At 62.2% G+C, this 14750-nt stretch carries 14 protein-coding genes; 8 read left to right on the forward strand and 6 right to left on the reverse strand.

All coding sequences use genetic code 11. The features are described from left to right. Positions 1–79: 79 nt before the first annotated feature. Positions 80–277: a heavy-metal-associated domain-containing protein gene (locus tag ACM530_RS06595; RefSeq protein WP_106577736.1), complete on the reverse strand. Its 198-nt coding sequence runs from the start codon at positions 275–277 to the stop codon at positions 80–82. 147 nt (positions 278–424) lie between these two features. Here ACM530_RS06595 and ACM530_RS06600 point away from each other — a divergent pair, with 147 nt between their 5' ends. The 3 genes from ACM530_RS06600 (at position 425) to cueR (ending at position 3556) form a co-directional block, all read left to right on the forward strand. Further along, the gene (locus ACM530_RS06600; protein ID WP_416364465.1) at positions 425–805 is read left to right on the forward strand and encodes a hypothetical protein; all 381 of its coding nucleotides are present in this window, start codon (positions 425–427) and stop codon (positions 803–805) included. Between the two features lie 151 nt (positions 806–956). After that, on the forward strand, positions 957–3158 hold the full coding sequence (locus tag ACM530_RS06605; protein WP_416364466.1) for a heavy metal translocating P-type ATPase: 2202 nt from the start codon (positions 957–959) through the stop codon (positions 3156–3158). Then, positions 3155–3556 carry a Cu(I)-responsive transcriptional regulator gene (gene cueR, locus ACM530_RS06610; RefSeq protein ID WP_106577733.1) on the forward strand — a complete coding sequence of 134 codons (402 nt, stop codon included), beginning with the start codon at positions 3155–3157 and terminating at the stop codon, positions 3554–3556. Before ACM530_RS06605 ends, cueR begins: the two co-directional genes overlap by 4 nt. Before the next feature lie 155 nt (positions 3557–3711). On the opposite strand, the gene ACM530_RS06615 is transcribed toward cueR, so the two are convergent. Together ACM530_RS06615 and ACM530_RS06620 are read right to left on the reverse strand one after the other, a co-directional pair. Further along, positions 3712–4608 (reverse strand): PA4780 family RIO1-like protein kinase, encoded by an 897-nt coding sequence (locus tag ACM530_RS06615; protein ID WP_106577732.1) that lies wholly within the window; start codon positions 4606–4608, stop codon positions 3712–3714. A 135-nt stretch (positions 4609–4743) separates the two neighbouring features. Then, entirely contained in the window at positions 4744–6021 is a 1278-nt protein-coding gene (locus ACM530_RS06620) for an acetyl-CoA C-acetyltransferase (protein WP_145160356.1), read from the reverse strand. Between the two features lie 113 nt (positions 6022–6134). Here ACM530_RS06620 and ACM530_RS06625 point away from each other — a divergent pair, with 113 nt between their 5' ends. From ACM530_RS06625 to ACM530_RS06640, 4 genes are all read left to right on the forward strand, one after another. Continuing rightward, a complete protein-coding gene (locus tag ACM530_RS06625; RefSeq protein ID WP_416364467.1) occupies positions 6135–7487 on the forward strand; it encodes a 3-oxoacyl-ACP reductase in 1353 nt (450 codons plus the stop codon). Between the two features lie 2 nt (positions 7488–7489). After that, positions 7490–8338 (forward strand): MaoC family dehydratase, encoded by an 849-nt coding sequence (locus ACM530_RS06630; RefSeq protein ID WP_416364468.1) that lies wholly within the window; start codon positions 7490–7492, stop codon positions 8336–8338. A gap of 291 nt (positions 8339–8629) precedes the next feature. Next, entirely contained in the window at positions 8630–10411 is a 1782-nt protein-coding gene (locus ACM530_RS06635) for a collagen-like triple helix repeat-containing protein (protein WP_416364469.1), read from the forward strand. A gap of 182 nt (positions 10412–10593) precedes the next feature. Then, positions 10594–12276: a ShlB/FhaC/HecB family hemolysin secretion/activation protein gene (locus ACM530_RS06640; RefSeq protein WP_145160350.1), complete on the forward strand. Its 1683-nt coding sequence runs from the start codon at positions 10594–10596 to the stop codon at positions 12274–12276. Between the two features lie 302 nt (positions 12277–12578). On the opposite strand, the gene ACM530_RS06645 is transcribed toward ACM530_RS06640, so the two are convergent. Genes ACM530_RS06645 through ACM530_RS06655 form a run of 3 tightly spaced genes read right to left on the reverse strand, consistent with a single transcriptional unit; the run spans position 12579 to position 13489 of the window. Further along, entirely contained in the window at positions 12579–12986 is a 408-nt protein-coding gene (locus ACM530_RS06645) for a response regulator (protein ID WP_145160348.1), read from the reverse strand. Between the two features lie 59 nt (positions 12987–13045). Further along, positions 13046–13240: a Flp family type IVb pilin gene (locus ACM530_RS06650; RefSeq protein WP_145160347.1), complete on the reverse strand. Its 195-nt coding sequence runs from the start codon at positions 13238–13240 to the stop codon at positions 13046–13048. Positions 13241–13294: 54 nt separating this feature from the next. Next, a complete protein-coding gene (locus ACM530_RS06655) occupies positions 13295–13489 on the reverse strand; it encodes a Flp family type IVb pilin (protein WP_119737765.1) in 195 nt (64 codons plus the stop codon). 333 nt (positions 13490–13822) lie between these two features. Between ACM530_RS06655 and cpaB the strand changes: the two genes are divergently transcribed. Then, the gene (gene cpaB / locus ACM530_RS06660) at positions 13823–14749 is read left to right on the forward strand and encodes a Flp pilus assembly protein CpaB (RefSeq protein WP_416364470.1); all 927 of its coding nucleotides are present in this window, start codon (positions 13823–13825) and stop codon (positions 14747–14749) included. The last annotated feature ends 1 nt before the right edge of the window (position 14750 follow it).

Genomic DNA, 14750 nt, shown 5'->3' on the forward strand with positions numbered 1-14750 from the left:
CAAGTGAGTCGGCAGCCCGACAGTCTAGCCGCGCTTGGGTGCCATGAACATTACGTTAGCTCGCTAACTATCAGAAAAATTACGCGAGCTTGGCGCTGTAGCCTTCTTCGGTGATCAGCTCGATAACCTGCTCGGCGGACAAGCGACTTTCCACACCGACTTCCTTCGCCGCCAGGTTGACGTTGACGCTCGCCGCAGGGTCCTTGCTCTGCACCGCCTGGGTCACCGCCCGAACGCAATGGCCGCAGGTCATTCCTTCCACGTTGAATACTTGCATGACATGACTCCTTTGATGAGGTTGACGCCAGTCTCGACCTTGCCACGATGGCAAGGTCAAGTTTCAAAAACATTCGCCGGGCTGGTATTCAGCCGCCGCCTCGGCCAAGCTTCATCCATCTTGGATTTGAACCACGGAGCATTCGCCATGCGCTGGTCGTTTTTGGCCCTTACCGGCCTGTTGAGCTTGTCTGCCGCTGCGCCCATGGCCTTCGCCGACGAAGACTATGCGGTGCTGATCATCTCCCGGGAGCGCCTGGAAGTGCCGACCAGCTGCGAGATCGGCCTGTATATCCAGGACCAGTTGGCCGGGCGCCTGTTTCAGGAACAGGCCACGTCGTTCAACTTGCCGGCGGGTAACGTGTCGCTGCGCTTGAAACTGCTGCCGGGCCAAGCCCCTGGCTGCTTGCCGGGCATGCTCGCACCGCCCGCGCAGAACATCACGCTGAAGGCCGGTGATGTGCGCAAGTTGCGTATTGCCCAAGGTCCGGACGGCATGTACCTGAAACCCGCCGCCCTCGAATACTGAACACCTGCCTTGCCGGCCTCAGGTCCTTGCGTACGCGCCTGAATGGCGGCCGTCATCGCCAGCCAGCCAACCGCCTGAGGCAAATAGCCCCTTGACCTTCCCCACAGGTCAAGGTTGATTCTAGGGGCATCGTCTTCTAGAGGACTGCCCCATGAATGGATCCACCACGTTTGACCTGCCCATCAGCGGCATGACCTGTGCCAGCTGTGCCGGCCGTGTCGAGCGCGCGCTGGGCAAGGTGCCGGGCGTGCAACGTGTCAGCGTCAACCTGGCCAACGAGCGCGCCCACGTCGAAGTGCTGGGCCAAATGGACCCCGGCGTACTGATCGCCGCCGTCGACAGGGCCGGCTACACCGCCACCCTGGCGCAAAGCGAAACCGCCACCGACGCCAATCAAGCCCAACGCCTGCATCGCGAGCGTTGGTCGCTGCTGTTGGCGATCGTGCTGGCCCTGCCGCTGGTGCTGCCGATGCTGGTGCAGCCCTTCGGCCTGCACTGGATGCTGCCCGCCTGGGTGCAGTTCGCCCTGGCTACGCCGGTGCAATTCATCTTGGGTGCGCGCTTCTATAGCGCTGCATGGAAAGCCGTGCGTGCTGGCGCCGGCAACATGGACCTGCTGGTGGCCATCGGCACCAGCGCCGGCTATGGCTTGAGCATCTATGAATGGCTCACCACGCCCGCTGGCAACATGCCGCACCTGTATTTCGAAGCCTCGGCCGTGGTGATCGCGCTGGTGCTGCTCGGTAAATACCTGGAAAGCCGCGCCAAGCGCCAGACCGCCAGCGCCATCCGCGCCCTCGAAGCCTTGCGCCCGGGGCGGGCGATTCGCGTGCTGGACGGCCGCGAAGAAGACGTCGCCATCAGCGCGTTGAAGCTCGGCGACCGGGTGCTGGTCAAACCCGGCGAGCGCTTCCCGGTGGACGGTGAAGTGATGGAGGGCCAGAGCCATGCCGACGAGGCCTTGATCAGCGGCGAGAGCCTGCCGGTGCCGAAACAGCCCGGCGATAAGGTCACCGGCGGCGCCATCAACGGTGAAGGCCGGTTGCTGGTGCGTACCCAGGCGCTGGGCGCCGAAAGCGTGCTGGCACGCATCATTCGTCTGGTGGAAGACGCCCAGGCGGCGAAGGCGCCGATCCAGAAACTGGTGGATAAGGTCAGCCAGGTGTTTGTGCCCGCCGTGCTGGTACTGGCGCTGATCACCCTGGCGGGCTGGTGGCTCTACGGCGCGCCGCTGGAAACCGCGATCATCAATGCCGTGGCGGTGCTGGTGATTGCGTGTCCGTGTGCGCTGGGCCTGGCCACGCCGACCGCGATCATGGCCGGCACCGGCGTCGCCGCGCGCTATGGCATCCTGATCAAAGACGCCGAAGCTCTGGAACGCGCCCATGCAGTCAGCGCCGTGGTGTTTGACAAGACCGGCACCCTCACCTCCGGCGCGCCGAAAATTGCGCATTTGGCGGCGGTGGATGGCAATGAGTCGCTGCTGCTGCAACACGCCGGCGCACTGCAGCGCGGCAGCGAGCACCCGCTGGCCAAAGCCGTGCTGGATGCCTGCAACGCACAAGGCTTGAACGTGCCAGATGTGACGGCCAGCCAGGCGCTGAGCGGGCGCGGTATTGCGGGCACCTTGGGTGGCCGACAACTGGCGTTGGGCAATCGCCGGATGCTGGAAGAAAACGGCTTGAGCGCGGGTGACCTCGCGGCGTCCGCCAGCGCGTGGGAAGCCCAAGGGCGCACGTTGTCCTGGTTGATCGAACAAGGCGCGCAACCGCGCGTGCTGGGCCTGTTCGCCTTTGGCGATACGCTCAAGCCCGGCGCACTGGAGGCCGTGGAACACCTCAGGGCCCAGCACATCAGCAGCCACTTGCTCACCGGCGACAACCGCGGCAGCGCCCGTGTGGTGGCCGAGGCATTGGGCATCGACGATGTACACGCCGAAGTACTCCCGGCCGACAAAGCCGCCATCGTCGCGCAGCTGAAAAAAACCGGCGCAGTGGCGATGGTCGGCGACGGCATCAACGACGCCCCGGCCCTGGCGGCCGCCGATATCGGCATCGCCATGGGCGGCGGCACCGACGTGGCGATGCACGCGGCGGGCATCACCTTGATGCGCGGCGACCCGCGCCTGGTGCCCGCCGCGCTGGAGATCAGCCGCAAAACCTACGCAAAAATCCGCCAGAACCTGTTCTGGGCCTTTGTGTATAACTTGATCGGCATCCCACTGGCGGCATTCGGCTTGCTCAACCCGGTGCTGGCGGGCGCGGCCATGGCCCTGTCCAGCGTCAGTGTGGTGAGCAATGCGTTACTGTTGAAAACCTGGAAGCCCAAGGATTTGGAGGATCAACGCCCATGAACATCGGCCAAGCCGCCCGTCAGAGCGGGCTGAGCGCAAAGATGATTCGTTACTACGAATCCATCGGCCTGCTCAAAGCCGCCCACCGCACCGACAGCGGTTACCGCGTGTACGGCAGCGATGACTTGCACACACTGGCGTTTATTAAACGCTCGCGGGATCTGGGGTTTTCGCTGGAGGAAGTCGGCAAGCTGCTGACCTTGTGGCAAGACCGACAGCGCGCCAGCGCCGATGTGAAAGCCTTGGCGCGCGAGCATATCGAGGCGCTGAACCAGAAGATTCTGGAGCTGGGGCAACTGCGCGATACGTTGCAGGACCTGGTGGAACACTGCCAGGGCGATCACCGGCCCGATTGCCCGATTCTCAAGGAGTTGGCGTCTGGCAGCTGTTGCGCCTGAGCAATTTTTATCAGACACACGCAGAGCAAAATGTGGGAGCGGGCTTGCTCGCGAATGCGGTGGATCAGTCAAATGATGTATGACTGACACTACGCATTCGCGAGCAAGCCCGCTCCCACATTAGATCTTCACCAAGCCGGTGGACCGTCGCTGGATCACTGCATCCAAGGCGGCGGCGGTTCTTCTGCCGTCTTGGTCGGTGGCGCATCATCCGCCGCGCGAATCGCTTGCTTGCGCTCTTCATCCAACCGCGCCGCTTCAATCTCGCGAATCACACCGCCCACGTCCGCCAGTTCTTCCGGTTCGTCGAACTCGCCGGTCAATGCGCTGGCCGGGTGCAAGGTGCCGGCTTCGTACAACGCCCACATTTCCTTGGCGTACTTGGTCTTCTTCAACTCCGGAGCAAAGCGCCCGAAGTAGGAAGCCATGTTGCCCACATCCCGCTCCAGCATGTTGAACGCGTGGTTGTTGCCCGCCGCATCCACCGCCTGAGGCAGGTCGATGATCACCGGGCCGGTCGGCGTGAGCAGCACGTTGAACTCGGACAAGTCGCCGTGCACCAGACCGGTACACAGCATCAGCACGATCTGGGAAATCAGGAAGGCGTGGTATTCACGCGCCTGGTCCGGCTCCAGCGTCACGTCATTCAGACGTGGCGCCGCATCGCCGTACTCGTCGGCCACCAGCTCCATCAACAGCACGCCTTCAAGGAAGTCGTACGGCTTGGGCACCCGAACGCCCGCACCGGCGAGGCGGAACAGCGCTGCGACTTCGGCGTTCTGCCAGGCATCTTCGGTTTCTTTCTTGCCGAACTTGGAGCCTTTGGCCATGGCTCGGGCCTGGCGGCTGTTACGGACCTTACGGCCTTCCTGGTATTCGGACGCCTGACGAAAACTTCGTTTGTTCGCCTCCTTGTAAACCTTGGCGCAACGCAATTCGTTGCCGCAGCGCACCACATAAACAGCTGCTTCTTTACCACTCATGAGTGGGCGCAGCACTTCGTCGACCAGACCGTCTTCGATCAGGGGTTCAATGCGTTTAGGAGTCTTCATCAGCTTTTATTGTGGGTCCTTTATTACCAAACACGCGTATGGCACTCGTTATACGGCAATCGGCTCGCCTCGGGGAGAGGCTAGCGACCTTTGACACTTAAGAATGCATCCAATATGCCAATTTTTCTGCGCAATTCAGCGCTCGATAATCGCGGTCACGCCCTGCCCGCCCGCGGCGCAGATCGAAATCAGCCCACGGCCCTTGCCCGCCGCGTCCAGCAGCTTGGCCAAGTTGGCGACAATGCGCCCGCCAGTGGCCGCAAACGGGTGCCCGGCAGCCAATGAACTGCCCTTGACGTTGAGCCGGCTGCGGTCGATGGCACCCAGCGGCGCGTCCAGCCCCAGGCGGGTTTTGCAATATTCCGGGTCTTCCCAGGCTTTGAGCGTGCACAACACTTGGGCAGCGAACGCTTCGTGAATCTCGTAGTAATCAAAGTCCTGCAGCGTCAGGCCATTTCTCGCCAGCAAACGGGGCACGGCGTACACCGGCGCCATCAGCAGGCCTTCGGCGCCGTTGACGAAATCCACGGCCGCCGCTTCGCCATCGCGCAGGTACGCCAGGATCGGCAAGCCGCGCTCCCTGGCCCAGGCTTCACTGCCCAGCAGCACCAACGAGGCGCCATCGGTCAGCGGCGTGGAATTGCCGGCCGTCAGCGTGCCCTTCTCGCTGCGCTCGAACACCGGTTTGAGGCTGGCGAGTTTTTCCAGGGTCAGGTCCGGGCGCAGGTTGTTGTCGCGGGTCAGGCCGAGAAAGGGCGTGAGCAAATCGTTGTGCCAGCCTTCGGCGTAGGACGCGGCCATTTTCTGATGGCTTTCAAGGGCCAACTGGTCTTGTTCGGCGCGGGGAATCTGCCAGGTCTGCGCCATCAACTCGCAGTGTTGGCCCATGGACAGTCCCGTGCGCGGTTCGCCGTTGCGCGGCAGTTCCGGCTTGAGGTGATGGGGACGGAGTTGTAACAAGACTTTTAATTTGTCCGCCATGGACTTGCTGCGGTTGGCCTGCAGCAGGATCTTGCGCAGGCCTTCATTGACACCGATCGGCGCGTCGGACGTGGTGTCGACGCCACCGGCGATCCCGCACTCTATCTGCCCCAGGGCGATCTTGTTGGCCACCAGCAACGCCGCCTCAAGCCCGGTGCCGCAGGCCTGTTGAATATCGTAGGCCGGGGTTTGCGGCGAGAGGCGCGAACCCAGCACGCATTCGCGCGTGAGGTTGAAGTCGCGGGAATGCTTGAGCACCGCACCCGCGGCCACTTCGCCAATGCGCAGGCCGTGCAGGTTGTAGCGTTCGATCAGGCCTTCCAGGGCTGCGGTCAACATCGCCTGGTTACTCGCCGTGGCATACGGGCCGTTGGACCGGGCGAAGGGGATGCGATTACCGCCAATGATCGCTACACGGCGCAATTGAGTCATGGAAAGCTCCCTGAAGGTTGTGGGTGGAATCATCCAGCCTAGCCTAGGCTGATCGAACGACTGCCGCACCGGGGTGGTCAACCCTTTGAACCCCAGTCTTCGGAGAGCGTTCCATGTCTGACCGTTATATCGACTTCGCCAACTCAAGCCTCGGCCATCGCCTGGTCGCCGCCATTGGCCTGCCGTCACCGGTACGCCTGGAACGCTGGCAGGCCGGGCGCCTGCGTCCGGTGGAAGGCGCACTGCTGTTGGGCGGCGGCGCACTGGCGGCCAAGGTGCTGCCGTTTGCCAATAAACTCACGGACGCTATTTACAGTTACGGTGCCGCACCGCTGTCCGCGCCAGCCTGGATTCCCGGACACGGCCCCAAGCTCAAGGCCGTGGTGTTCGACGCCAGCGACCTGCAGCACACCGATCAGCTCAAGCAGCTGCGGGAATTCTTTCAGCCGCTGCTGAAAAATCTCGACCACAGCGCGCACCTGGTGATTCTTGGCCGAGCGCCGGAAAGCCTCAGCGATCCGTTTGCCGCCAGTGCACAGCGTGCCCTGGAGGGTTTCAGCCGTTCGCTGGCCAAGGAGCTGCGCAGCGGCGGCGTGTTGCAATTGTTGTATGTGGGCGAAGGTGCCGAGGACCAGTTGGAAGGCGCGTTGCGGTTTTTCCTGTCGCCTAAAAGCGCCTACATCTCTGGCCAGGTGATCCGCCTGCAAGCCTGCGCCACGCCGGTCGAGGATTGGACTCGCCCGTTGGCCGGGCGCAAGGCGCTGGTCACCGGTGCCGCGCGTGGGATTGGCGCCTCGATCGCCGAAACCCTGGCGCGCGACGGCGCCGAGGTGATCGTGCTTGATGTGCCGCAGGCCAAGGCCGATCTCGACGCCCTCGCTGCACGCCTGGGCGCCCGCACCGTGGTGCTGGATATTTGCGCCGAAGACGCGGCAACGCAATTGATCGAACACCTGCCGGACGGCATCGACATCGTGGTGCACAACGCCGGCATCACCCGCGACAAAACCCTGGCCAATATGACCCCGGAATACTGGGACGCGGTGCTGGCGGTCAACCTCAACGCGCCGCAGGTGCTGACCAAGGCCCTGCTCGACAGCGGCGCCCTGCACGACAACGGGCGCGTGGTGCTGCTGGCGTCCATCAGCGGCATCGCCGGCAACCGCGGGCAAACCAACTACGCCGCGAGCAAGGCCGGGCTGATCGGCCTGGCCCAGGCCTGGGCACCCTTGTTGAGCGAACGCGGGATCAGCATCAATGCCGTGGCGCCTGGCTTCATCGAAACCCAGATGACCGCGCACATTCCCTTCGCCCTGCGCGAAGCCGGGCGGCGCATGAGTTCACTGGGCCAGGGCGGCTTGCCGCAGGACGTGGCCGAGGCAGTGGCCTGGCTCGGCCAACCGGGTTCCGGAGCGGTCAGCGGCCAAGCGCTGCGGGTGTGTGGGCAAAGCCTGCTGGGAGCATAAGCATGGATTGGCAGACCTTAGGCACCACCCCGTTTCTGCCGCCGCTGTACTGGCGTGCAGCGCTCAAGCGCAAGATCACCGGCAGCACCTTGCCCGAACAGGGACTGCGCTGCCGGGTAAGCGTCAATCCCAAGGCCGTGGCGGCCTATCGCAAGGTCTGCGGCTTTGCCGACAGCCCCATTCTGCCGGCCACTTACCCGCACATCCTGGCGTTCGGTTTGCAGATGCAATTGCTCACCGCAAACAACTTTCCGTTCCCTTTGCTGGGGTTGATTCACCTGAGCAACCGTATTCGCGTCCATCGCCCATTGGGCGCGGTCAGCGAGCTGACGGTGGCCGTGCACGCGCAAAACCTCAAGCCGCACGCCAAGGGTGCCACCTTTGAAGTGGTCACCACCGTCGAAGACGCCCTTGGCCTGCTGTGGGAAGCCGAAAGCCAGATGCTCTGCCGGGGCGTGAAGCTCGAAGGCGAGTCGGTGAATGACGTGTTGCCCAGCCCCACTCAGGTCACCGAACTGGCTCGCTGGAAAGCTCCCGCCGATATCGGCCGCCGCTATGCCCGGGTGTCAGGCGATTACAACCCGATCCACTTGAGCGCCCTGACCGCCAAGTTATTCGGCTTTCCCCAGGCTATCGCGCATGGGCTATGGAACACGGCACGCACCCTCGCGGCGCTGGGTGAACACTTGCCTGCGGCCAATATTGAAATCGTGGTCGAGTTCAAGAAACCGGTCCGCCTGCCCAGTGAAGTAACGTTGCTGGCCAGTGCGCCAGGTTCCAGCGGTGAGTTGCTGTTAACCGGCGCGGGTAACATTGAACACATGGTAGGAAAGTGGCAACCGATTGCCTGAATAACGCTGATTAATTGTATATATACACCTTAAGTTATAGCGGACCTTTAAAGGTCCGCTTTTTTATTCAAGTCTTTGTTTTATAAACGATATACCTCCCTTCTCTATACCTTTGGCATTAGTCGCTAAGCACTGTCGGGCGACCCGTATATAAATCGTTAATACCAAGTTGAGCGTTGCGAGAAAGAGTGCCCGGGTCTGTGATAACCCCACGGACAAACGTATCGCTATCCCTAGAAGTAACGAGCGTTTGAAACAACCACGGTTGTACAGGTGCAAGGGAACTCAATCATGAAAACTCAAACTCAAGTAGTGCTATGGAAAGCAAGTACTGCGCTGGCCCTGATCATGGCGATGAGCCTCGGTGGCTGCAGCAGCGGTGGCGGTGGACATCACAGCAGCGTGGCCGCGTCGTCGCCTGACGCAGGCGCCGGCACAGGTACCGGAGGCGGTACAGGCGGTGGCTCCGGTGGCGGCACTGGCGGTGGAACCGGCGGCGGTACTGATGGTGGCACTGGTGGAGGCACCGGCGGCGGCACTGGCGGTGGAACCGGCGGCGGTACTGATGGTGGCACTGGTGGAGGCACCGGCGGCGGAACTGGCGGCGGAACTGGCGGTGGCACTGATGGCGGAACCGGCGGTGGCACTGGTGGCGGAACTGGCGGTGGCACTGGTGGCGGCACCGGCGGTGGCACGGGTGGTGGTACTGGCGGCGGCACTGGAGGCGGCACCGGCGGTGGCACTGGTGGCGGCACCGGCTCGATTACAACTCCACTGGTAACAGGCCAGATTGCTGGCACCTTGGGCACCACGGTGGGCAATGTCGGTACAGCGGTCGGTGAAATTGGCTCGACCCTGAACGGCGTTCCTATCGTCGGCGTCACCGCTGGCGGCCTGGTGACCTCCGCCGGTACTGCGGTGACCAGCATCGGCAGCGGTGTAACGACCGGTCTGGGCTCATTGGGCACTGACAGCAACTCCCTGGGCAAAACGGTTGCCGGTGTGGCCAACGGCGTTGCCGACCTGGGCACCGGTGTTTCAGGCGCTGGCAAATCCCTGGGCACCACACTGGGTGGCATCCCTGTTGTCGGCGGCCTGACCGGTGGTGTGGGCACTGCGGCGGGGGGGCTGGTGAATAACGTCGGTCAAGCAGTCACGATGCTCGGCGACACCCTCAGCACGTCCAGTACCACGGGCCCATTGGGTTCGCTGACTAACACCGTTGGCGGCAAAGTACTGGTGCCGGTGGTGTCCCTGGTGGAAAACACCACCGGCAACCTCGGCAAGGCAACGGGCCTGGGCAACCCGGTCAATGGTGTGCTGGATAAAGTTGGCGCCACGGTCACCGGCCTGGGCGGCCAGGTTGCCAGCGCCGGCGGCGCCGGCAACCCGGTCACCACGATCGTCGGCGGTGCGCTGACCGGCGTCGGTGGCGTGCTCGACAAGTCGGGTGGTTATGTCGCCCCAGCCAGTGGCGCTGCGGCGCCTGGCTTGCCGGAGTTTGTCGGTGGCCTGGTGGCTAACGTGGGTAATGGTCTGAATGCCGGCAACACCAACGGCACAGTGAGTGCAGCGGGTGTAACCGGTGGCGCAGTGGGCAACACGGTCGCCTCGCTCGGCACCGTGCTGGGCGGCACCGGCGTCGCCAACACCGCCGCCACCGCACCGGTGGCTGGCTTGGCCACTAACGTCGGCGCGGCGCTCAATCCTGTGACGACCGGGGTTAGCACCTTGACGCAAAACATCGGCACCACCACAGGTGTCGGCGCTCCCGTCAACGGCCTGGTGACTCAAGTCGGCGGCGCAGTCAGCGGTATAGGCACCAACCTGACCGCCGCCAATGCCAACCCGATCACTAACGCTGTAGGCACCACCGTCACGGCCGTCGGCAACACCGTAGGCGCAGTGGGCGGCCTGGTCACCGGCGGCACCAGTGGCGCAGGTGGCAGTGGTGGTCTGCTCGGTGGGCTGACCGTAGGCGCTGGCGCCAGCACTTCGGCCAATGGCAGTGCAAGCACTGGCACAAGCGGCGGTCTGGGAGGTTTGCTCAACGGCCTGACCGGCAAAAAATAGAATTGCACCTGGCCGATTAGACGGCCTCCCCTACAGCGCCTACGCTTGGTTGAGACGAGAGACCCTTATCAGTCTCTCGTCTTTTTTATGGGCTGGCGTTAACGACTGCCGCGCCCTCCCGCACCGCGTCCAAGAAACCGGCGGGCCCGAAACGCTGCTGCAGTTTGACCATGGAGTGTCCTATGCGCGTGTTGACGCCGTTGTTATTGCTAACCCTCAGTGCCTACGTCCAGGCCGAGACCCTTCCCAGCTTTCTTAACAGCAACGACACCATTCGCACCCTGCCGGTGCCCAACCTTCCCGCCGATGCCTATCGACCGGTCACACCCCAAACCCAGGTGCCGCAAGCGCCTGCGACCCAGAACCAGCCGTTGCAGATGGACACCAAAGTCACCATCCGCAAGCTGCAGATCGAGGGCGGTACGATCTACCCACTGACGGACACGGCCAAGGCCTACGCATCGCTGATTGGCCATGAGACCAACCTTGCGCAACTGATCGAAGCCACCCGCAGCATCACCCGTCGCTATCAGGACGACGGCTACCTGTTGTCCTACGCGTTCCTGCCGCAACAGTCCTTCGAAAACGGCCTGGTGCGCGTGGTATTGGTGGAGGGTTACATCAAGGATTATCAGCAAAGCGGCGACATCGGCTCGGTGTCGGCCTACGTCGATAAACTGGCAGAAAAACTGTTGGCCGAACGGCCGCTCACGCGCAAGACGTTCGAGCGCTATACCACCCTGATGGGCCGTATCCCCGGCGTAACCCTGCAAGCGCAAGTGCCACCGCCGGGCACCACGGATGGCGCCACGCACATGAAAATCGAAGCCACACGCAAGCCGTTTACTACCAGCATGAGCCTGGTCGACGAAAACCGTGGCGGCACTCAAGCCCTGCTCACCGCCACCAGCAACTCCCAGACCTCCATGGGCGAACAGCTCAACGTCAGCGGCCTGTTCCCGCCGGGCGACGATAAAGAACACTACTACCGTGTGGGCTACAGCCAGTTCATCAATGCCGAGGGCAGCCAGCTGGTCTTGGGCGCCGAGCGCTACCGCGCCGACCCCAAAAGCAACATACAGCTGGACGGCGGCTTCGAACTCAAGCCACATCAGGCGATCGATCGCTACACCATTGGCCTCAGCCACCCGCTGATTGCCTCACCCACCGAATCCTTGACCCTGGGTACACGCCTGTATGCCGTTGACCAGACCACGCGCTATCAACTGGTGGGCTACCCCAACCGATTCGACATCGAAACCAATCTGCGCGCGCTGGCGTTCGAGGCCGACTGGCGCAAAGCCGACACTCGCCAATTACGCATCCTCAGCGCCGGCCTGTACCAAGGCATCAATGGTCTGGGGGCCACTACCCGCAGCGACCTGGAAGTCACCAAGCCTGACCTGGACTTCTTCCGCCTGCGCCTGTCCGGCGTGCAAAGCGACAAGTTTTTCGATAACTGGCAAGGTGTGCTGTCGGGGGCGTTCTACTGGAGCGACGACACTTTGCCCGACAGTGAACGCGCCACCTTCGGCGGGCAGAATTTCGGCCGCGGCTATCCCGACGACCAAGCCTCGGGCGACAAGGGTTGGGGCGTGGCCTATGAGGTCAACTACAGCTTCAACCGTGCCGGCGATTGGGTAAAGGTCCTGCAACCCTACGTGGTGCTCGACCGCGCCAAAACCTGGTTCAACGAGCTGCCGGTCAAAGGTAACGACATGTCGTCGGCGGCTGTGGGACTGCGCTTTGGCGACAACAAGTACTACAACATCGCCCTTGAAGCCGCCAAGCCGATGTCGGACATCGCCCTGGACAGCTTCAACCGGCGGCCGCGGTATACACTGAGTTTCAGCTATCAACTTTGAGTGTTTGCGGGAGCAGGCGTGTTCCTGGCCAATAGACTTGTCTTTGGCCAGTGGACTTATCTGTAGTCAGTGGCTTGTCCTTAGCCAATGGGCTGATCTGTCGCCAGGGTCTTATCCGTGGCGAGCGGGCTTGCCCCGCGTTGGGTCGCGAAGCGGCCCTGACCCAGACGCCGCATTTTCCCAGTCAAAACCGCGTTGGCAGGTTTTTTGGCGCTGCTTCGCAGCGCAACGCGGGGCAAGCCCGCTCGCCACAGACAAGCACGCTAGCCACAGGCAGGCCTCTGGCCGCAGAAAGCCCGCGCCTACAGTTTGTGTTTGATCAGCGGAAACAGGCTGTTGAGGGTATCGATCAACCGCACCAGATAGATGGGTTTGCGAAACAGGTCCAGCACCTGCAGGCGCAGCATGTCGCTGACGTCATCCATCTCGGCATGGCCCGACATCACGATGACCGGCAGGTGTTGGCGATCGGTATGTTCGCGCAGGCGCCTGATCAGCGAGATCCCGCTTTCTTCAGGCATGCGCAGGTCGGTGATGACCAGCGCGATGTCAGGGTTGAGGGTCAGCTCCTGCAGCGCGAAGGTCACGGAGGTGGCGGTAAAACAAACGAAGCCCTCGTTCTCCAGCGACTCCGCCAGTTCTACGAGGGCATCTTCTTCGTCATCCACCAACAGGATCTGTTGGCGTAAAGGTGCAGATGCAGCATTCATGGGCACTACCTGGCATAGCCGATCAATAACGAGCGTACTCACAAGATGCTGCCTGCGACTTACGTCGTGGTAATGGCGCTCTGAATTTTACCGAAGAAGGTCGTGATCTGAGGCCCCAGTGTCGTGCCTGCGGCGAGTACCACCAACGCCACAATAGCCACGAGGATGAGGTATTCAATCGCCGTCGCCCCCTCTTTATTGCGCAAGAGCAGCTGAAGCTGAACATGCAGTTTCATCAACAGATCAAGGACCATCGTACTTCTCCTCTGGCGACTTAACGCCCAATCAAGGGTTTGCACAATCATTATTTACGTTGTGGTAATGGCGGTCTGGATTTTGCCAAAGAACGTCGTGATCTTCGGTCCTAGCGTAGTACCGGCTGCCAGTATCACCAACGCCACAATTGCCACGAGAATGAGGTATTCAATCGCCGTGGCGCCTTCCTTGCGATGAAAAAGCAGCTGGAGTTGAACGTGAAGTTTAATCAACAGATCAAGGATCATTTGTACTGCTCCTTTGGCGACCAGGCGCCCTATCACAGTGTCCTGCACAGTAATTGCGATGTGCCACCTGAGCATTGTCAACAAACCACGCGCTCACAACTGTAAGAACTGATTAATTACAAAGTAGAGGTCGCCTTACTGACGCCTTAAATCCGTGATTTAAAAGGCTAGTTATGGCGGGGCGAAGAAATCTTTCTGTCAGTAATGGCATTTCGTCCTAGCTGAACTACCTTCAAATAGCGAAATAGTTAGTCCGCTGTTCATAGCAGCCGGTTGCGTGATTAGCCTGTTCGGATAGACAGGCTGTGGTGCAACAGGAAAGGGAGAGCCGTCGTGAACACACGTCTGAGTATGATACTGGCCGGCGTGCTTTTGGTCGGTGCACTGTTTGCCGGTTATTGGGGATTGGTGCTCAGTCGTGAACCTGCCCCGGCGCCGCCACCGCCTCCACAGACCGCGCCGGTCGAAAAAGCCGTCGCCGTGGTGGAAGACCAGACCCGCCAGCCAGTGGTCGTACTGGCCCACGATGTACCGCCCTTTGTCGCCCTGAATGCCGCCGACCTCAGTGTAGAAAAACTGCGCACCGTGCCGGCTGGCAGCATGACCAGTGTCGACCAGGCCATTGGCCGCACGCCCTGGCGCGCATTGCAGGCCGGCACTTGGCTCAACGAAGAAAGCTTCACGCCCGGCGGGCCGCTGGCGCGCATGATCCGCCCTGACGAACGCGCCCTGGCGGTGGCCGTGGATGAAGTGATCGGCGCCGCCGGCCAATTGAGTCCCGGCGACTACGTGGACGTGTTGCTCTACCTGCGCCAGGACACCGCCAACCTCGAACAATCGGCCCAAGTGGTCGTCCCCGCCATGCGCTTGCTCAGCGTCGGCGACCAAATGGGCCTGACCAACGACGGCACTCCCGCCTCCCCGCCGGCGATGACCGCCGAAGAAAAAGCCCAACGCCGTGCACCCTCGCGCACGGTTGTGCTGGCGGTGCCCGAGCAACTGCTGAGCCGACTGATGCTTGCCTCCCAGGCCGGCACTTTGCGCCTGGCCGTGCGCAGTGCCGACGAACGCTTGCTGAGCCAGTACTGGGCCGGCGAAAGCAACGCACCGGACAAGCTGCAAAGCGCTAATCGCGACCTTTACCAGTTCACGCAACTGGCCTTTGCCCAAGCCCCGAAAAAAGTCGCCCAGAGCGCTCCGCACCGCACCGGTGTGGAGGTGATCCGCGGCAACCAAGCCACCCAACAAACGCCTGATTGAA

Origin of the sequence: Pseudomonas sp. NFX183 (assembly GCF_047943075.1) — a bacterium.
Taxonomy (GTDB): Bacteria; Pseudomonadota; Gammaproteobacteria; order Pseudomonadales; family Pseudomonadaceae; genus Aquipseudomonas.

Bases quoted from the DNA above. Each gene is read 5' to 3' on its own strand.
- ACM530_RS06595 (WP_106577736.1), bottom strand. From the start codon at position 277: ATGCAAGTATTCAACGTGGAAGGAATGACCTGCGGCCATTGCGTTCGG.
- ACM530_RS06600 (WP_416364465.1), top strand. From the start codon at position 425: ATGCGCTGGTCGTTTTTGGCCCTTACCGGCCTGTTGAGCTTGTCTGCC.
- ACM530_RS06605 (WP_416364466.1), top strand. From the start codon at position 957: ATGAATGGATCCACCACGTTTGACCTGCCCATCAGCGGCATGACCTGT.
- cueR (WP_106577733.1), top strand. From the start codon at position 3,155: ATGAACATCGGCCAAGCCGCCCGTCAGAGCGGGCTGAGCGCAAAGATG.
- ACM530_RS06615 (WP_106577732.1), bottom strand. From the start codon at position 4,608: ATGAAGACTCCTAAACGCATTGAACCCCTGATCGAAGACGGTCTGGTC.
- ACM530_RS06620 (WP_145160356.1), bottom strand. From the start codon at position 6,021: ATGACTCAATTGCGCCGTGTAGCGATCATTGGCGGTAATCGCATCCCC.
- ACM530_RS06625 (WP_416364467.1), top strand. From the start codon at position 6,135: ATGTCTGACCGTTATATCGACTTCGCCAACTCAAGCCTCGGCCATCGC.
- ACM530_RS06630 (WP_416364468.1), top strand. From the start codon at position 7,490: ATGGATTGGCAGACCTTAGGCACCACCCCGTTTCTGCCGCCGCTGTAC.
- ACM530_RS06635 (WP_416364469.1), top strand. From the start codon at position 8,630: ATGAAAACTCAAACTCAAGTAGTGCTATGGAAAGCAAGTACTGCGCTG.
- ACM530_RS06640 (WP_145160350.1), top strand. From the start codon at position 10,594: ATGCGCGTGTTGACGCCGTTGTTATTGCTAACCCTCAGTGCCTACGTC.
- ACM530_RS06645 (WP_145160348.1), bottom strand. From the start codon at position 12,986: ATGAATGCTGCATCTGCACCTTTACGCCAACAGATCCTGTTGGTGGAT.
- ACM530_RS06650 (WP_145160347.1), bottom strand. From the start codon at position 13,240: ATGGTCCTTGATCTGTTGATGAAACTGCATGTTCAGCTTCAGCTGCTC.
- ACM530_RS06655 (WP_119737765.1), bottom strand. From the start codon at position 13,489: ATGATCCTTGATCTGTTGATTAAACTTCACGTTCAACTCCAGCTGCTT.